Origin of the sequence: Flavobacterium panici (genome assembly GCF_903819335.1) — a bacterium.
GTDB lineage: Bacteria > Bacteroidota > Bacteroidia > Flavobacteriales > Flavobacteriaceae > Flavobacterium > Flavobacterium panici.
The window spans coordinates 1-16,940 of record NZ_CAIJDE010000029.1 but is presented as its reverse complement, the minus strand read 5'-3'; the positions used below and the strand labels follow the sequence as shown (position 1 = coordinate 16,940).

At 35.3% G+C, this 16,940-nt stretch carries 17 protein-coding genes; 8 read left to right on the top strand and 9 right to left on the bottom strand.

Annotated features, from left to right (window positions below; all coding sequences use genetic code 11):
* Positions 1-47: 47 nt before the first annotated feature.
* The 9 genes from FLAPXU55_RS03270 to kaiC form a co-directional block, all read right to left on the bottom strand.
* On the bottom strand, positions 48-1,448 hold the full coding sequence (locus FLAPXU55_RS03270) for a T6SS phospholipase effector Tle1-like catalytic domain-containing protein (protein ID WP_180856550.1): 1,401 nt from the start codon (positions 1,446-1,448) through the stop codon (positions 48-50).
* Positions 1,449-1,452: 4 nt separating this feature from the next.
* The gene (locus FLAPXU55_RS03265; RefSeq protein WP_180856549.1) at positions 1,453-1,623 is read right to left on the bottom strand and encodes a hypothetical protein; all 171 of its coding nucleotides are present in this window, start codon (positions 1,621-1,623) and stop codon (positions 1,453-1,455) included.
* A gap of 11 nt (positions 1,624-1,634) precedes the next feature.
* Positions 1,635-3,416 (bottom strand): phage baseplate assembly protein V, encoded by a 1,782-nt coding sequence (locus FLAPXU55_RS03260; RefSeq protein WP_180856548.1) that lies wholly within the window; start codon positions 3,414-3,416, stop codon positions 1,635-1,637.
* Positions 3,417-3,663: 247 nt separating this feature from the next.
* Positions 3,664-3,897 (bottom strand): hypothetical protein, encoded by a 234-nt coding sequence (locus tag FLAPXU55_RS03255; RefSeq protein WP_180856547.1) that lies wholly within the window; start codon positions 3,895-3,897, stop codon positions 3,664-3,666.
* A 367-nt stretch (positions 3,898-4,264) separates the two neighbouring features.
* Complete coding sequence (locus FLAPXU55_RS03250; protein ID WP_180856546.1) at positions 4,265-4,669, bottom strand: response regulator; 405 nt, start codon at positions 4,667-4,669, stop codon at positions 4,265-4,267.
* A gap of 1 nt (position 4,670) precedes the next feature.
* On the bottom strand, positions 4,671-5,927 hold the full coding sequence (locus FLAPXU55_RS03245; RefSeq protein ID WP_180856545.1) for a sensor histidine kinase: 1,257 nt from the start codon (positions 5,925-5,927) through the stop codon (positions 4,671-4,673).
* A gap of 3 nt (positions 5,928-5,930) precedes the next feature.
* A complete protein-coding gene (locus tag FLAPXU55_RS03240) occupies positions 5,931-6,227 on the bottom strand; it encodes a circadian clock KaiB family protein (protein WP_053474502.1) in 297 nt (98 codons plus the stop codon).
* A 2-nt stretch (positions 6,228-6,229) separates the two neighbouring features.
* Positions 6,230-6,523 carry a circadian clock KaiB family protein gene (locus FLAPXU55_RS03235; protein ID WP_053474503.1) on the bottom strand — a complete coding sequence of 98 codons (294 nt, stop codon included), beginning with the start codon at positions 6,521-6,523 and terminating at the stop codon, positions 6,230-6,232.
* Position 6,524: 1 nt separating this feature from the next.
* Positions 6,525-8,204, bottom strand: a complete 1,680-nt coding sequence (kaiC, locus tag FLAPXU55_RS03230; protein WP_053474504.1) for a circadian clock protein KaiC — start codon at positions 8,202-8,204, stop codon at positions 6,525-6,527.
* Between the two features lie 325 nt (positions 8,205-8,529).
* Between kaiC and FLAPXU55_RS03225 the strand changes: the two genes are divergently transcribed.
* The 8 genes from FLAPXU55_RS03225 to FLAPXU55_RS03190 all read left to right on the top strand — a co-directional run bounded on the left by FLAPXU55_RS03225 (position 8,530) and on the right by FLAPXU55_RS03190 (position 16,776).
* Positions 8,530-9,273, top strand: coding sequence for an SDR family oxidoreductase (locus FLAPXU55_RS03225; RefSeq protein WP_180856544.1), 744 nt, complete (start codon positions 8,530-8,532; stop codon positions 9,271-9,273).
* A 508-nt stretch (positions 9,274-9,781) separates the two neighbouring features.
* The gene (locus tag FLAPXU55_RS03220) at positions 9,782-11,074 is read left to right on the top strand and encodes an epoxide hydrolase family protein (RefSeq protein ID WP_180856543.1); all 1,293 of its coding nucleotides are present in this window, start codon (positions 9,782-9,784) and stop codon (positions 11,072-11,074) included.
* 261 nt (positions 11,075-11,335) lie between these two features.
* On the top strand, positions 11,336-11,749 hold the full coding sequence (locus FLAPXU55_RS03215; protein ID WP_180856542.1) for a cupin domain-containing protein: 414 nt from the start codon (positions 11,336-11,338) through the stop codon (positions 11,747-11,749).
* A 395-nt stretch (positions 11,750-12,144) separates the two neighbouring features.
* Positions 12,145-13,146: an alpha/beta fold hydrolase gene (locus FLAPXU55_RS03210; RefSeq protein ID WP_180856541.1), complete on the top strand. Its 1,002-nt coding sequence runs from the start codon at positions 12,145-12,147 to the stop codon at positions 13,144-13,146.
* Between the two features lie 192 nt (positions 13,147-13,338).
* Positions 13,339-13,749: an organic hydroperoxide resistance protein gene (locus tag FLAPXU55_RS03205; RefSeq protein WP_180856540.1), complete on the top strand. Its 411-nt coding sequence runs from the start codon at positions 13,339-13,341 to the stop codon at positions 13,747-13,749.
* Between the two features lie 118 nt (positions 13,750-13,867).
* Positions 13,868-14,608 carry a DUF1223 domain-containing protein gene (locus FLAPXU55_RS03200; RefSeq protein WP_180856539.1) on the top strand — a complete coding sequence of 247 codons (741 nt, stop codon included), beginning with the start codon at positions 13,868-13,870 and terminating at the stop codon, positions 14,606-14,608.
* Positions 14,609-15,011: 403 nt separating this feature from the next.
* Positions 15,012-16,028, top strand: a complete 1,017-nt coding sequence (locus tag FLAPXU55_RS03195) for a sensor histidine kinase (protein WP_180856538.1) — start codon at positions 15,012-15,014, stop codon at positions 16,026-16,028.
* Positions 16,009-16,776: a LytR/AlgR family response regulator transcription factor gene (locus tag FLAPXU55_RS03190; protein WP_053472760.1), complete on the top strand. Its 768-nt coding sequence runs from the start codon at positions 16,009-16,011 to the stop codon at positions 16,774-16,776. The genes FLAPXU55_RS03195 and FLAPXU55_RS03190 overlap by 20 nt, the downstream gene beginning before the upstream one ends.
* Positions 16,777-16,940 lie beyond the last annotated feature (164 nt).

The following is a 16,940-nucleotide window of genomic DNA, read 5'->3' as shown; positions in this document are numbered from 1 at the left end:
ATTAAATAAACAGATAAAGGCAATACATATAATTATCTTTTTCATATTCATCCTGATATTATTGTTCGTTTTCTGATAATATTACTTAAATTATCTTGTTGAGGTTCCATACCCACACCATCCATATTAGCAGAGCAATGAAGATAATTATTGCGCAAATCTGGTAATAAATAATAATCAGCAACCATTGTATTAAAATCATCAACTTCTTTTTGATTTCTCCATTCTTTTTTTCGTTTTAATTCTATTTCTTTGCTAGTATAGAATTTTAATTTAGGCTTATTATCAAAGGCATATGCATAAACCCGTTCTTTAATTCCTTTTAATTGTTTTGGTATTATATAATCTTTATCTAAAATTTTATATTTCCACTGAATTTTATATTTACGCTTACCAAATTCCGCCATAAGATGCAGAATTACAAAGCTGTATTCATTACTAAGGGTTCGAGTACCTTTTAAATAATAAGGCAACAAACTTGGGAGTTCTTTTAACTGGCTTGGTTTAAACCAGCCCTGCTCCAAAACATGTTTTTTTTCGGCTTCTATTATAGGGGCTGATTCTGTAAGTATTACAATTTCTTCCTCTCCATTTTTATAGCCGCCACCAATGTCTGAGTGACATCCTGGCAACGTTAATTCTATACTATTTGCTCCTGCACTGGCAATATTGGTAAGCGGAAAATTTTTGCGATATTCGTCCTCGGCAGTTAAATGGACTGTAAAACCAACATTCGGTATTTTTAAAGGAACCTTATCCTCGTCAATATCATCAAAAACATTGTATCCATATGATGAAACGGTGTCATAAATACCTAAAAAACGAACTTTTATGCGAAGCGGATTTATTTTATATCCTAATTCTTTAAAAGCCTTACCTAAATTTCCAAATATGTAACTATTATCATCCTTATAATCTTTCTTTTTGTTCAATTCGTTTACAAAAATGCGTGCAGCAGCAGCTCCTCGACTAAAACCAAAAACATCAAAATATAAAGTACTAATATTTATTTCATTTTCCTTTTTTAACTTTCGAGTAATATCAAAACACCCTTTTTCGACTTTTTCATAAAGACCTGTTTCTCCTGTACCATAACCCTGACCACGAGTAAAATCACCATAATAATCAAGTGTGCCATCATCATTCTTTTTTGGGTTTTTAGTTCCAATTCCTTCAACATATACAGAGTAATAATGGATTTTGTTCTCATTTAGATAAGCTTTTTCTAATCTATCTACATTTGTATTATCGTTACCATAACTAGTATTAGAACCATCTTTATTTGATGCGTAAGTATCTTTTAGTTTTGGATTCTTACGCCTGCCTTCGACATTCTCTCTGTTATTTGAAGTCCCGTCAAAAAACACTCCCATATAAACGTCATTTGTTTCTTTATCATCTTCTTTAGGAGGCACAAACCGTGGTTCTCCAAATATTATATTAGACATATTCTTATGATTTATTACCTCTTATGTTTATCTTTTTGTTTGAAGCCAACGTTAAATTTTCTTTTGTAGCAACGATCTCTATTTTTCCGCTTTCTTCATGAATTATTTTAGAAAATGAGGCATAACTGTTTTTTATTTTAATTTTTAAATTCTTTGCTGTTTTATTAATTGCCATAAATCTTTTTGCTAAAATATATTAGAGTTTTCTGCACTATTGATTTCAACTGTTTTTTGAGAACTTTCTAAAAGCATATTTTCTTTAGTACTGAAAATTTTAACTTCGTCGGCAAACTGAGTTGATTCACCAGAACTTCGAGTATAATTATCAGTTATATTTTCGGTTTTATTATCTCCAAATTCAGAGATATTACCTCCGGCACTTACATTAATATCATTTTCAGCCTCTTGAATAATATTTGTTCCCGCTTTTAGCGTAATACTTTCTGTTGCTTCAAAAACAATATTTTTTGCTCTTATTGTAAACGTTTCTGGTGTTGTAGCATTTATATTTTTATTTTCTTCATCCAAATGAATTTCATTTCCGCTTGGGTCAGAAAGAATAATACCTACTTTTTCAATAAATTTAAGCATCTGCCCAAATCTCATTTTTAAACCTTTAATTAAATTTTGTGGATCAAAGAAATCTGGTTTTTCCTGTCCGTTATAATAAGTTCCAGATATGTAGGGACATTCAGCGTTTCCGCCTTCAAATCCTATTTGTACTTCTTCGCCAATTTCAGGTCTGAAATAGTTTCCTTTTCCTGAACCTGCGTAAGATTGTACGAGACGCATCCAGTCGCTTTCTGAATTCCATCCAGCCCAATAAAATTTCACTCTAACTCGTCCTAGTTTTTCAGGATCATTATTGTCTATTACTTTGGCAGACTGGCTTTCGGCAAGTGCAAATGCTTTTACATTAGTATAATGCGGTGCTTCTACATCTGATGGAATTGCTTTGAATTCACAGCTGTAATTTCCATTTATTTGGGAGAGATGTGTAACTTCAATAGCAATTAATTCGTGTTGTACGTTTTGATTTTGAATCGTAAAAACCTGTCCAAGTCCGATAGGCAGATAAGAAGTTCCGCTGTAAAAAACACTATTTGCGTCGCGGCCTGCAGTATGCAGTTTTACCATTTCTTCTATTTCTTCTTTGTTTTGTGCGTTGTTAGTGTAAGAACCCAAACCTAAATCATCGCGCACTATAGATCCCTGATTCCAACCCATTGAAACAGCAAATCTGTCTCTGCTTCCTGTTGAAGTTTGTTGGGCAGCGTTGCGTATATTGGTTACTGAATTATAATCGTAACCTCCAAATGCGACTTTATTAGATATCAAATTTGTTTCGATTGTAAAATTATGAAGCGACGATCCGTTGATTAATTTTACTTTGCTTGCTTTTATTTGCCCAAATTGCATTCGCATTCCATCAAAATAAAACCATTGTCCGTAACGTGTCGAAAGCCTTTTCATGAAATTGAAATTTGTTTCGTTGTACTGCGGTTTGTATCGAAATTCTTTGCTATTTGTGGGCTTTATGGCTTCTCTTTGATAAAACTCACCTGAATTTTCTTCGTCAAAAATTTCTAAAGCGATTTGCTGTAGATTTTTATTCAGGAAAATTCTTGATTTGTCCATTTCATCCAGAACAATCGTGTGGCTTATTCCAATTACATGCAAACCAGCAGGACTGCCGTTTTTATAAATGGATTTTAAACCTTTAATAATCCCTTTGGCCATTAATCTGACTTCGTTGACTTTAAAGGTGAAAATTACCTGACTTCCAATATATTTGGATATTGCTTTTTCCTGATCTTCGGGCGGAATTATTATTTTTCCTGTGTATTGCCATACGAAAGAAAAAACATGATGATCGGCCATTTTTTGTGAGATTTGTAAATCGTAGTAAATAACGTTTTTTTCAAATCCACCTATAGAAACGTGAACTTGCTCTGAGAATTTAGACATTGGTTTTGTGTTAGTTATTTTATCTTTTTGATTTCGGATAATTAATATTTTTAATTTAAACGAAATCGATTTAGTAAATATATACTTGCAGAAAAGATTATGACGATCTCTAAACGATAAAATAATAACAGAATAGGGTATTGTATAATAAGTTTTTAAAAGTGTTTTAAGTTGAATTTAAATCAAAATAAAACCCTCAATTTTTATTACAAATTGAGGGTTTTACATTTAAATCAAAAATAACTTTTTACTCCACATCCAAATAAGGATTTAAAATCTCGGCTAGTTCATTGAGCCAGTAAAAGCTATTTTCAAGTTTATCGATTTCTTGCTGCAGGGTTTCGTTTTCTCTTATTAAACTTAGCGAAAGAACAAAATTTACCTGCCTTAAGGCTTTTGCCATTTGTTCTGGCGCTACGGTTTGATTGAAGAAATTGGTAAGCCTGATTTCGGCTTCTTTAGAAAGGGTTTTGGTACTCATAATCTTAACTTTACGGAAATGAAACCCGCGTGACTTAGGTGTCCTACGCTGTTAAGAGAGCGTTGCAGTTGTTTCCAATACCGCCACCATACCACACGGGCAAACTTTTTTTCTGATATCATATCTTAACTATTAGGACTGTAAAGATATCAAAAAATGTTTTAAATTGTAAGAAAAATATTTCTTTTAAATTTTTTATTTCTAAATCAAATTTCCACAAAATCTTCTAATGAAAACGAATGTCCTAGCCCTGATCGAAGCGACATCCTTTTGTGTCTCGTTTCTTTAACGAGACATAAAAGATACAGCGGAGAGCAGGAATCAGCTCCTAAATAGTATTACGAATATATGAAATGGAAATGAAAATCTAAGCTTGTATAATACTCAAAATGGTCTTTGGAATTTCGGCGAAAGCCTCAAATGAATAGGGTTTTATAAGATAAGCTTTTACGCCCAGATCGTCGCATTTTTCTTTGTACGACGGATTTATGCTGGTAGAATAAACAAAGCAGGGAATGTTTTTTAAGTCTGAATTGTTTAAAATTTGCTGTAAGGCTTCGATGCCGTCGACAATGGGCATGTTGATGTCGGTCAGGATTACGTCCGGACTTTCGTTTGCCGTGTCTTTAAGGTAATTGAGCAGTTCTTCGCCATTGGCTACAAGGCTTACTTTGCCAAAATTGGGGTTTTGATTGAATGTTTCGAAGATCACATCAGCGTCATCATTGTCATCTTCGGCAATTATGATATGCAGGTTGTTTTTTTGTGGCATTTTATAAAATTGGAAAGTAAAGATTAAATGTCGTTCCTTCGTTCAGTGTACTTTCGACGGTTATGTTTCCGGAGTGGTTTTCCATAATCTTTTTACAAATCGCAAGGCCTATACCGTTTCCTGAATATTCGTTTCGGGCATGAAGGCGCTGAAAAATGGTAAAGATTTTAAGAAGATGGCTCGACTCCATGCCAATTCCGTTGTCTTTAATCTGAATCTTTACAAATTTAGCATTTTGATTTGGCATTTCGGCATTTAAATTTTCTGCCTGATAAATTTCTATAAGCGGGGCAACAGCTTCTTTACTGTATTTTATGGCGTTGGTAATGAGGTTGCCAAAAAGCTGCCTGATTTGGACTTTAGAGGCTTTTATGGCAGGGAGTTTTCCTATTTTAATATGGGCTTTTTTATCTGCAATTATAATTTCGAGGTCTTCGATAACTTCGCCTATTATGGTTTTTAAGTCAATTTCGGTTCGTTCTTCCTGCGCGGTGTGCGACGAATACTGCACTAAATCATCAACCAGAGAATTCAGCCGCAGTGCCGATGATTTTAAAACATTCATTGATTTGGCATCGTTATCAGAAAGGTAGCTTCCGTCGATTCGGTCATTATGCATGACAATTTTCCTCAGCGGTTCTTTTAAATCGTGCGAGATAACATGAATAAACTCTTCGAGATTGGTATTGATTCGGTTTAACTCCTTAATTTTTTCTTCCAGTTCCTGCTGATGATGGAGCAGGGCTTCTTCGTGTTTTTTCTTTTCGGTCAAATCGGTAATCACAATTCCAATTGCTTCTACAGAAGGTTCGAGATCAGTTAGTGCGATATAAGCCGGAAAAGTTTTTTTGTCTTCGCTCGATTTAAAAAGAATTTCGTGTGTGGCGATTCCGTACCTAAGTGCCTGAATAAGCTGGACAAACTGTGTGGGATTATCAAAATATTCATTTAAATACGTCCCAATAATTTGTTCTGACGGAATACCTACTAGTTCAGAAAAGTAGTCGTTACAGTACAGTATGAGTCCTTTGCGCGAAATACTAAGCGCACCCTGTCGGAACTTTTCAATAAGAAGTCGGTACGTATAATCGGCCGTTTCGAGAGAATAAAGCTGGGGTACTCCGTTATTGTTTACTACCAGTGCATCTACATCTCCTTGTTTTATGGCTTCGACTATACTGTTTGCTTCATAAAGCTGTTCTTTTAATGACTCGATTTCGGTCAATAAATCTTCTATATTTTTATCGGTAACCTCCAAATTCTACATAATATTTAATATTCTCAGTACTTTATCCTTATCTGATAAATCACCTAAAATGATTCTTTTAGGCTCGGGACTTATCTTTAATAACGTAGGAATTGCTACTATCTGATGTATCACGGCCTGTTCTTTATCCCTGCTGATGTCTACGATTTCTAATTCGTAGTTTTCTTTGAGATAAGTATCGCATATTCTGCGTAAATTTTCAATTGCATGTCCTGATTTAACAGACATACCTGAAACAAAAAGTATGAACTTATGTTTGGTTGTACTTGTGCCATCAGATGAATCTTCCATGATTAAGCGTTTATAGGTTTAATATTAAGACCTACAAGCACTCTTTCTTCATTAGAAAGGTCACCTATAATTTTACGGATTGGCTCAGGAAATTTCCTGACCAGGGTTGGTACAGCCAAAATTTGATCACCTTCTGCCAATTGCGGATTCTTCAGCAAATCGATAATCTCGATGCTGTATTTTCCTTTTAAATGTTCTTCGGCGTACTTTTTTATATTTTCAAGTGCCTTGATCGATTTTGGCGTCTGGCCTGCTATATAGAGCAATAATTGCCATTCGGCTACTTCTTTTTTCATTTTAATTTTCTTTTTTCTTAGAAGATAATTTAGCCTGTAATTCTTCTGTTGCTTTCAGGATACTCAATTCTTCTTCTGCCGATTCAAATTCGGTTCTCAAGGCTTCAATATTGGCTTCCAAAACTTTGCGTTTGCGCTCAATTTCACGGTCTTTTCTGCTAATTTCGTTTTGAAGTTTAATATCAGAAATGGTTTTCTTAAACTGATGCGACTGTCTGGCAGCACCTGTCAGGATTCCCTGCGGACCTAATTCTACATCGAGTAATTCGATTCCTTTTTTAGTGATCACAAACTCGCGAACCTGATTAGAATGTCCCATTCCTCTTGCTTTGATAATAAAAATACCGCGGTTTCTTTCACCAACGCCTTCCATATCACGAACCGTTATCCAGGTATCGACTAAAGACGATACGGATTCTTCTGCCAGATCTGGTCTAAAATTATCTGTTTGTTTATTTAATGACGTAAACAAAGCCGTAATATTATTTGCTTTGAGCATATCTATGAGCCTTACCAGCATAGAACGGACTTCTTGTTCGCTTCCTACTGTAATAAGATTACTGATTGGATCAATAATAATAGTGGTAGGCTGAAATTCTTTTATTAATTTTCGAAGTGTAAGTAAATGCAGTTCCAGACCATTCAATGACGGACGTGAAGAATGGATTTGCAAAATACCCTTTTTGATATGTTTGTCGAGATCAATTCCAATTGATTTCATATTGCGAACCAATTGCTGCGGCGATTCTTCGAAAGCGAAATAAATCGTTTTTTCGTTTTTTTCGCATTGTTCATTGGCAAAATAACAGGCAACCGTAGTTTTAGCTGTTCCGGCAGTTCCTGAAATTAAAATATTGCTTCCGCGATAAAATCCGCCGCTATAAAACATTTCGTTTAATCCGGGAACACCTGTAGAAATAATATCCGAAGAAACTTCGTTGTCGAGTTTTAACGATGTAATAGGAAGTACCGAAATACCTTCTTCATCAATTAAAAACGGATATTCGTTTGTTCCGTGTGTTGAACCTCTGTATTTTACAATTCGGAGTCTTCTGGTCGAAACTTGTTCAATAACACGATGATCGAGAACAATAACACAGTCAGAAACATATTCTTCTAATCCTTGTCGGGTTAAGGTTGCTTCGCCGCGTTCTCCCGTAATTACAGCAGTTACGCCTTTTGTTTTCAGCCAATGAAATAATCTTCGTAATTCGGCTCTTAAAATCGCCTGATTGTCAAGACCAGCAAATAAAGATTCGATTGTATCCAGTACTACACGCGTTGCTTTTATAGAATCGATGGCGTGGCCTAATCTTATAAATAAACCATCAAGATCGTATTCACCCGCTTCTTCAATTTCTGATCTTTCAACGCGGACATGATCTACAACGAGTTTTTTATCCTTTTTCAGCTGCTCGAGGTCAAAGCCGAGTGATTTTACATTTAAGGTAAGATCGTCTGACGGTTCCTCAAAAGACATGAAAACCCCGGGTTCGTTATATTCTGTAATTCCTTTAATAAGGAACTGCATTGACAATAATGTTTTTCCACAGCCGGCACCTCCGCAAATTAAGGTTGGGCGTCCTTTTGGGAAACCGCCATCAGTAATCTCGTCTAGTCCGTCAACGCCTGTAGGCGTTTTTGGGAATATAAAATGATGTGTTTTTGTTTTTTCCTGCACGATATAAAAATTCAGTATTATCTCAAATATACGTTTTCTTACAGAATTTACAATGAATTCTCATTAAGATTTAACAGCTGTTTAATGAAGTTTTAAAAATAAATTAAGAGAATTGATCTTTAAATATGAATAAATCGGATAATTTTAACCAAATAACTGCACATTCAATCTAAATATTTAACAGTAATTTTTGAGTTTTGCCTGAAATTGATTTTTGAGAATATTTAAATGTTAAAATCTACTTTCCAGTATACTCTATGATACCTCTAAAAAAGCAATACTATTTGCAATTTAACTTTGTCCCATTAATTTAAAACATATAAAAATGGACAATTTAAAAGATAAAGTAGCCGTAATTACAGGCGGAAACAGCGGTATAGGCTATGCAACAGCAAAACAGTTAAAAGAACAGGGAGCACAGGTTATTATTACCGGAAGAAGAAAAGAAGCAATTGAAAAAGCAGCACTGGAACTGGGCGTTACAGCAATAACATCAGATCAATCGAGTATTTCTGATATTGAGAGTCTGGCTTTAAAAGTTAAACAGGATTTTGGAAAAGTAGACATCCTTTTCATCAATGCCGGAATTGCCGGATTAGGAAATATCGAGCAGGCAGCAGAAGAACAATTTGACAGTATTATGAATGTAAATTTTAAAGGTGCGTACTTCACACTAAGCCGATTTATCCCAATTTTGAACGATGGTGCATCGGTTGTATTTCTTTCTTCGAATACCGCGAGTATGCCAGGGCCGGGATCTTCGGTTTATTCAGCAAGTAAAACGGCTTTGAATTCGGTTATGAGATCAGCAGCATTAGAATTAGCGTCTAGAAAAATCAGAGTGAATTCCGTTAGTCCGGGACCAACTCAAACCGAAGTCATGAAAAAAGTAGGTTTAGATGAAGCAACTGTAAATGGTATTATGGATATAGTTGTCGAGAAAGTGCCTTTAAAACAAATGGGGAAATCTGAAGATGTTGCCAAAATGGTTTCGTATATAAGCAGTGAAGCAGCAAAATTCATCACCGGAGCAGATTTTATTATGGATGGGGGAATGGTTTTGGCTTAATTTAATTTGTTTCAGGTTTCATGTTGGAATGCTGATGATTTAACGCAAAGAGCGCTAAGATTTATACGAAGATTCTTTTTTAATCTCGCAAAGTCGCGAAGTCGCAAAGTTTTTTGTTTCACGCAGATTCTGCAGATTTGAGCAGATTATTTTTTTTAAATTTTTGAATAAACAATCAATTAAAATCTGCCTAAATCTGCAGAATCTGCGTGAAAAAATCATTTTAATCCTTTTAATCTCTGGCAAAAAAATAATAATCTGTAGCAAAAACACACATAAAGATCGCAAAGTTATTACCCACATAGCTTTGCGATCTTCGCATTTTTATAAAACCAAACAAGCCAAAAAAACTTAGCGCGCTTTGCGTTAAAAAAAATCACATTTCACTCTGTCCGTTTCACCTCAAACTTCGTCCATTTGGACTGTTTTCTCATTTCGTAAGAAGGGTTATCGAAATACTTTTGACGAAGAAATTAACTGATATTCAAATAATTTAAAAATCAAAAAAATGAAAACACTTCAACTAAACAAGCGTAGTTTTTTAAACGCTATTGCAACGGGAACTTTTATGTTAGCAACTGCCGTATCTTTTGCACAGAACGAAACTAAAACCGATTGTAATTTAATTCGTCCGTACCACATCAGCGTTTCGCAGGAAGCGATTACAGAACTTCGCAATCGTGTAAATGCTACAAGATGGCCGGATAAAGAAACCGTAACAGATCAATCACAGGGAGTAAAACTAGAGCAGATTCAGAATCTGGTAAAATATTGGGGAACCGATTATGACTGGCATAAAACAGAAGAAAAGCTAAACGCACTTCCTCAATTTGTAACCAATATCGACGGACTGGATATTCAATTCATTCACATTAAATCAAAACATAAAAATGCGTTACCGTTAATTATTACTCACGGATGGCCGGGATCATTTTTTGAACTTCTAAAAGTAATTGGTCCATTGACAGATCCAACAGCTTATGGCGGAAAAGCGGAAGATGCATTTGATTTGGTTATTCCTTCAATGCCGGGTTATGGTTTTTCTGAAAAGCCAAAAGGAACAGGCTGGGGACCAGAGAAAATAGGAAATGCGTGGGATGTTTTAATGAAACGTTTGGGTTACAAACAGTATGTTTCGCAAGGTGGTGACTGGGGTTCTGTAATTGCCGATGCGATGGCGCGCCAGGCTCCAGAAGGTTTATTGGGAATTCACGTAAATATGCCCGCAACAGTTCCGGCAGATGTTGCCAAAGCGCTTAAAGACGGAGATCCGGCACCAAAAGGATTATCGGTTAAAGAAAATGCAGCTTTTAATTCGCTGAATAAATTATATACAAAAGGCGGTGGTTACGCCGGAATGATGGTGACTCGTCCGCAGACTTTAGGTTACGGACTTACGGATTCTCCTGTTGGTTTGGCTTCTTTTTTCCTGGATAAATTCAACGATTGGACTTACAGCGGAGGAAATGCCGAAAAATCACTGACTAAAGATGAAATGCTGGATGATATTTCGCTTTACTGGTTTACAAATACAGCCAATTCATCTGCTAATTTATATTGGGAAAATAACAACAATAACTTCAATGCGGTTGAACAAAGAACTGCCGAAATCAAAATTCCGGTTGCAATAACTGTTTTTCCGGGAGAGATTTACCAAGCACCAAAAACATGGGCTGAAAAAGCATACAAAAACCTGATTTATTTTAAAGAAGTAAACAAAGGCGGACACTTCGCTTCTTGGGAAGAACCACAATTGTTTTCAGTTGAACTTCGTGCAGCTTTTAAATCATTGAGAAAATAATCTAAGTAATTTATTTAAACACATAGAGACATAGGTTGAAAGCGTGGTAAAAGGCTTATGAGAAAATCTAGATTTTCACACATAGTTATGTTTGCCGATAAAAAGTTTCTCGCAGATTCGGCAGATTTAGCTGATCAATAAGAAAAAAATCTGCTTTATCTGCAAAATCTACGAGAGAATACAAACAAGTAAACGCCTTTCCAGACAAAGAAAAACTATGTTCCTATGTGTTTAAAAAACTAACCACTAAAAAATAAAATCATGGAAACTAAAAAACAAAAAACTTGGGTAATAATCGCCATTATCATTTTAGGAATAATCGCCTTTTTGATTCCGAATCAAATTGCAGCCCAAACTGGAATAAAACGTACTGATTTGCAAAAACACGATCTAAGCATTCCGGGAAGAGAAACCGTTCAAGCCAAAATAGATTTCGACGGACATACCGCTTTTGGACAACATTCTCATCCGGGTGAAGAAATCATTTATGTATTAGAAGGTTCACTTGAATATGAAGTTGAAGGGCAAGCACCAGTAACCTTAAAAGCCGGAGAAGTTCTTTTTATTCCAGCTGGAGTTGTTCACTCCGCTAGAAATAATACAAACGTAAAAGCATCAGAACTGGCAACATATATAGTTGAAAAAGGAAAACCGGTTTTGGTTATGAAGAAATAGTTTCAGGTTTAAAGTTTCAAGTTGAAATGCGAATAGTTTAACCGCAAAGTGCGCTAAGGATACACAAAGTTTCGCAAAGTATTTGTTTCCCGCAGATTTCGGAGATTGAGCAGATTTGATTAAATAATTTGAAACCAATAAAAAATAGTCTGCTAAATCTGCAGAATCTGCGAGAGAAAAAATCATTTTAATCCTTTAATCTGTGGCTAAAAAAATATAAGAATATAGAGTTTTACGACTAAACTACTCACATCTCACATTTCACAACTTGACCCTTGTCCGTTTCACCTTTTACTTTGTCCATTTCGGCTTTTTTCTTCTTTTAAAACGAGGATTGTCGAGATACCTTTGACGAAGAAATTAACTGATAATCAACTAATCAAAAAAAAATAATTATGAAAACGATAGTAAAAATCAAAAACAGTATTACAAACGCAGTTCTTTTAATTGCCTTTCTTTTAGTAAACGCAGCAGCAATTGCACAAACAGAAAAACAAGACGGTTCACTAGGAACTTTAAAACAAATCAAAGCTGGATTATTAAACGTAGGATATACTGAAGCTGGTCCTTCAAACGGAACTCCGGTAATCTTACTTCACGGATGGCCTTATGACATTCACAGTTACAATGAAGTAGTACCAATTTTAGTTTCAAAAGGATATCATGTATTTACACCTTATTTAAGAGGCTCTGGAACAACAACTTTTCTTTCTAAAGATACTTTCAGAAACGGGCAGCAAGCAGCATTAGCAACCGATATTATTGCCTTTATGGATGCCTTAAAAATCGACAAAGCCGTAGTTGGCGGATTCGATTGGGGAGCTAGAACTGCAGTAGTTATGGCGGCACTTTGGCCGGAACGTGTAAAAGGTTTGGTTTCGGTAAGTGGTTATTTAGTAGTGAATTTAGAAGCTAATTTAAAACCATTACCTCCAAAAGCCGAATTAGGATGGTGGTACCAATATTATTTTGCAACCGAAAGAGGAAAATTAGGCTACAGCCAAAATACCTACGAATTCAACAAACAAATCTGGCAGATCGCTTCTCCGTTATGGAATTTCGACAAAGCAACTTACGATCAAACAGCACAATCTTTTGACAATCCGGATCACGTTGCAATTGTAATTCATAATTACAGATGGAGACAATCTCTTGAAGCAGGAGAATCTAAATACGACAGTTTAGAAAAACGCCTTGCCGCAAGACCTGAAATTAAAGTACCAACCATTACAATAGGAAGTGATTTTGACGGCGCTTTCGCAGATGGAAAAGCATACGCAAATAAATTCACCGGAAAATACGCCCACAGAATTCTAAAAGGAATAGGACACAACGTTCCGCAAGAAGACCCAAAATCATTTGCTCAAGCGATAATTGATGTAGATGGTATGAAATAAATTATAATTACGCATAATCTTGTCATTCCGAGGAACGAGGAATCTCCACGAGAAACTCTACAAAGATTGGCGACATTCCTGACGGAGTTACTTACGAAGATTTCTCCTTCGTCGAAATGACAAGATTGTGGGAAAAAGGAATTCCAACAAATAATCTAAAATCTAAAATCAACAATCTAAAATTTTTTAAACATGGAAACACGAGTATTATACACAGGAAAAACACACACAACAGGCGGTAGAGAAGGCGCTTCTCAAAGTTCAGACCAGCAATTGAATATCAAATTAAGTTCTCCGGGAACATCGCGTCCGGGAACAAATCCGGAGCAGTTATTTGCTGCAGGATGGTCAGCATGTTTTATTGGAGCATTAGGAATCGCAGCTTCGAAATTGGGAGTTAGACTTCCGGCAGAAACGGCAGTAGATGCAGAAGTAGATTTATGTGTAACTGAAGGAGAATATTCTTTACAAGCACGTTTAAACATCAGCCTTCCGGGTATTGATCGTGAAACTGCGGAAGCTTTAGCGGCTCAGGCACACCAAACTTGTCCTTACTCAAAAGCAACAAGAGGAAATATAAACGTAGAGATTAACATCCTTTAATTTCTAAGTTGTTTAACCTGCAAGGTTTTCAAAACCTTGTAGGTTTAAATTATAGACTTTCTAAATAAAAAAAAATACCTGTAAGGTTTTAAAACCTTGCAGGAAATAAATAGGAATCATGAAAAAGATAAAAATAATAAGTGCTTTTACAATGCTGTTTTTCTTAATAGGAAACACCATTTTCAGCCAAAGCAATCAAGATAAAAAAGGTTTTGCTCTTTTAGAATTATACACTTCCGAAGGCTGTTCGAGCTGTCCACCAGCAGATGAATTATTGGGGAAAATTCAAAATGAATTAAAAGATAAAAATGTTTACGTGCTTTCTTATCATGTTGATTATTGGGACAAACAAGGCTGGAAAGACATTTTCAGTAATGCCGATTATACCAAAAGACAATACGATTATGCAAAATACATGGAGAAAGATCCAATCTATACACCGCAGGTAATCATAAACGGAAAAATAGATTATATCGGTTCTCAGGAAACAAGTTTACGAAACGGAATTAAATCGGCACTTTCAAAACCTGTTTCGACGAATTTAAGCTTAGAAGCCAGTCAAAATGAGAATTCTATTGCTGTAAATTATAATGTGGAAGGAACTTCAAAAAACAGCCGTTTATTAATTGCTGTAGTTCAAAAAGAAGCCAAAAGCAATGTAAAAAGAGGAGAGAACGCTCATAGGGTTTTGTCTCATTATCAAATTGTTCGCAATCTGCAATGGGTAGATTTAAACAAAGTAAAAAAAGGAACAGCATCGGTTCATCTTCCTAAAAATTATAATACACAGGATTTTGAGATTATTGGGTTTGTTCAGGATATGAATTCAGGTGCAATTTTAGAAGTAAAACGAGCTTAAATTTTTTCTTTCTCGCAGATTTAGCAGATTAGCAGATTTTTTTTCCTTTCTTATCTGCAAAATCAGCTAAATCTGCGGGAGAATTAAAAATATATTTCATGCAGATTTGACAGATTCAGGCAGATTTTGCAGATTCTATTCCCAAACAATTTGCGAATAAAAATTTTGCGCCTCTGCGACTTTGCGAGATTAAAAAAACACTCCGTCATATTTGTCATTTCGACGAAGGAGAAATCTTCGCAAGTAACTCCATACAGAATGTCGCCAATCTTTGTAGAGCTTCTCGTGGAGATTTCTCCTTCGTCGAAATGACAATACTTTGGGCTGACTTTTTAAATCTGCATAAAATCTTTTTTCAAAATAAAACTATCTTTGACAAACAGGATAAAAAACGGATACAATTATGGAAAAATCAAAACGTTTTCAGGTTTCGCTCAAAATTATTTGGGGAAGCTCAATTGCGCTTGCAATTCTGGCTTCAATTCCAAAATTATTTGATGCCGATTCTACGCCTGGAGACATCATCATAAACTCATCTATTACACTGCTGTTTTCCCTTTTTATATGGTATTACAACATTTATAGTTTACCCAAATTTTCCTCGCAGCGCACCAATAAAAGTCTGTTTAACTGGAAACTTTTGCTAAGTGTTTTTTTGGGAATTTTGCTGATGGTGATTCTCGTAATTGCACATCAGGAACTTTTTCAGGTTTCAAAAATGGACGCGCCAATCATGTTCGAGCTTAGAGGTATTTTGATCAATTTGATAGTATATATGTTTCTGCATTTACTTTTTCAGAATTACCAAACCCAGCAAATGGGAGTAGAGTTGGAGCGCACGAAAGCAGTACACTTAGGAGCACAATATGAATTATTGAAGCAGCAGGTAAATCCGCATTTTTTGTTTAACAGTCTGAATACTTTAAAATCGATGGTGGATATGCAGGATCCGCAGAGTTCTGATTTTATCCTGAAATTATCTGATTTTTACCGATTTACTTTAGAAAGCAGAAAAATGGATTTAATTCCGTTAAAGGAAGAATTACAAATTTTAGATTCGTATGTATATCTGCTGAAAGCCCGTTTTGAAGACGGATTTGAAGTCATAAAAGAAATTGATGACAAACAATACGATTGTGCGATTCCGCCTTTTTCACTGCAATTATTGATCGAAAATTGCATTAAACACAATGTTGTTTCGCTTGATAAACCTTTGAAAATTAAATTATATACCGAAAATGATTTTCTGGTAATCGAAAATCCGATTCAGCTGAAACGAGGCACTTTGTCAACCGGAGTTGGACTGAACAATATCAACCAGCGTTTTCTGCATTTGGTTAACAAGGAAATTGAAATTGATAAAACCGAAACCCTTTTTAAAGTTAAAATACCACTGATTTATGACTATCGTAATAATTGAAGATGAAGTAAAAACGGCCAAAGCGCTTGGTCAGCTAATTCTGAGTATCAGACCCGATGCTCAAATTTTGTCGTATATTCAAAGTATCGACGGAGCTGTGAGTTATCTTTTAGAAAACGATCAGCCCGATTTGATTTTTATGGATATTCAGCTTGCAGATGGTTTGAGCTTTGAAATTTTCAAAAATGTAGAGGTTTTGTCACCCGTAATTTTCTGCACCGCTTTTGATGATTACGCCATCGACGCTTTCAAATCAAACGGAATCGATTATGTCTTAAAACCTTTTTCAAGAGAAAGTATTTCGCAAGCTATTAAAAAAGCAGGCGAACTGAAAAACTTCTTCCAAAGAAATAAAAAAATGATGCCCGATTTCGATTATCTCTTAACAAGAACGGGAGAAAATAAAGGAAAAAGCAGTTTTTTAGTTTTCAAAAACAATAAATATCAAACGATTCAAACAGAAAACATAGCCTTTTTCTACATCAAAAACGAAACCCCAACAATCGTAACTTTCGATAAAACGGAATATCAAATCACACAATCTCTTGATGAAGTTCATAAATTGTTATCAGCCATTCAGTTTTTCAGAATCAACAGACAATATTTGGTAAACTTTTCAGCGATAAGAGAAGCAGAGCATTATTTTTCAAGAAAATTGATTCTAAAACTTACTATTCCAACAGAAGAAAAATTATTGGTTGGGAAGGAGAAAGCTACGGCATTTTTGAGCTGGCTGGAGAATAGGTAGTTTTCAGTCGCAGTTAGCAGTCTCAGTTTTCAGTTGCGTTATTCAATCACAGTTTTATAGACACAGTTTGTCATTTCGATTTCTATGATAAAACCAAATCTTTTTCATAAAAGGTTTGGTTTTTTATTACTGCAAAAACTCGATGGATTATTTTGTTTCTCACA

Excerpts from the sequence above, each read along its gene's own strand:
- FLAPXU55_RS03270 (WP_180856550.1), bottom strand. The coding sequence starts at position 1,448 with ATGTCTAATATAATATTTGGAGAACCACGGTTTGTGCCTCCTAAAGAA.
- FLAPXU55_RS03265 (WP_180856549.1), bottom strand. The coding sequence starts at position 1,623 with ATGGCAATTAATAAAACAGCAAAGAATTTAAAAATTAAAATAAAAAAC.
- FLAPXU55_RS03260 (WP_180856548.1), bottom strand. The coding sequence starts at position 3,416 with ATGTCTAAATTCTCAGAGCAAGTTCACGTTTCTATAGGTGGATTTGAA.
- FLAPXU55_RS03255 (WP_180856547.1), bottom strand. The coding sequence starts at position 3,897 with ATGAGTACCAAAACCCTTTCTAAAGAAGCCGAAATCAGGCTTACCAAT.
- FLAPXU55_RS03250 (WP_180856546.1), bottom strand. The coding sequence starts at position 4,669 with ATGCCACAAAAAAACAACCTGCATATCATAATTGCCGAAGATGACAAT.
- FLAPXU55_RS03240 (WP_053474502.1), bottom strand. The coding sequence starts at position 6,227 with ATGGAAGATTCATCTGATGGCACAAGTACAACCAAACATAAGTTCATA.
- FLAPXU55_RS03235 (WP_053474503.1), bottom strand. The coding sequence starts at position 6,523 with ATGAAAAAAGAAGTAGCCGAATGGCAATTATTGCTCTATATAGCAGGC.
- FLAPXU55_RS03225 (WP_180856544.1), top strand. The coding sequence starts at position 8,530 with ATGGACAATTTAAAAGATAAAGTAGCCGTAATTACAGGCGGAAACAGC.
- FLAPXU55_RS03220 (WP_180856543.1), top strand. The coding sequence starts at position 9,782 with ATGAAAACACTTCAACTAAACAAGCGTAGTTTTTTAAACGCTATTGCA.
- FLAPXU55_RS03215 (WP_180856542.1), top strand. The coding sequence starts at position 11,336 with ATGGAAACTAAAAAACAAAAAACTTGGGTAATAATCGCCATTATCATT.
- FLAPXU55_RS03210 (WP_180856541.1), top strand. The coding sequence starts at position 12,145 with ATGAAAACGATAGTAAAAATCAAAAACAGTATTACAAACGCAGTTCTT.
- FLAPXU55_RS03205 (WP_180856540.1), top strand. The coding sequence starts at position 13,339 with ATGGAAACACGAGTATTATACACAGGAAAAACACACACAACAGGCGGT.
- FLAPXU55_RS03200 (WP_180856539.1), top strand. The coding sequence starts at position 13,868 with ATGAAAAAGATAAAAATAATAAGTGCTTTTACAATGCTGTTTTTCTTA.
- FLAPXU55_RS03195 (WP_180856538.1), top strand. The coding sequence starts at position 15,012 with ATGGAAAAATCAAAACGTTTTCAGGTTTCGCTCAAAATTATTTGGGGA.
- FLAPXU55_RS03190 (WP_053472760.1), top strand. The coding sequence starts at position 16,009 with ATGACTATCGTAATAATTGAAGATGAAGTAAAAACGGCCAAAGCGCTT.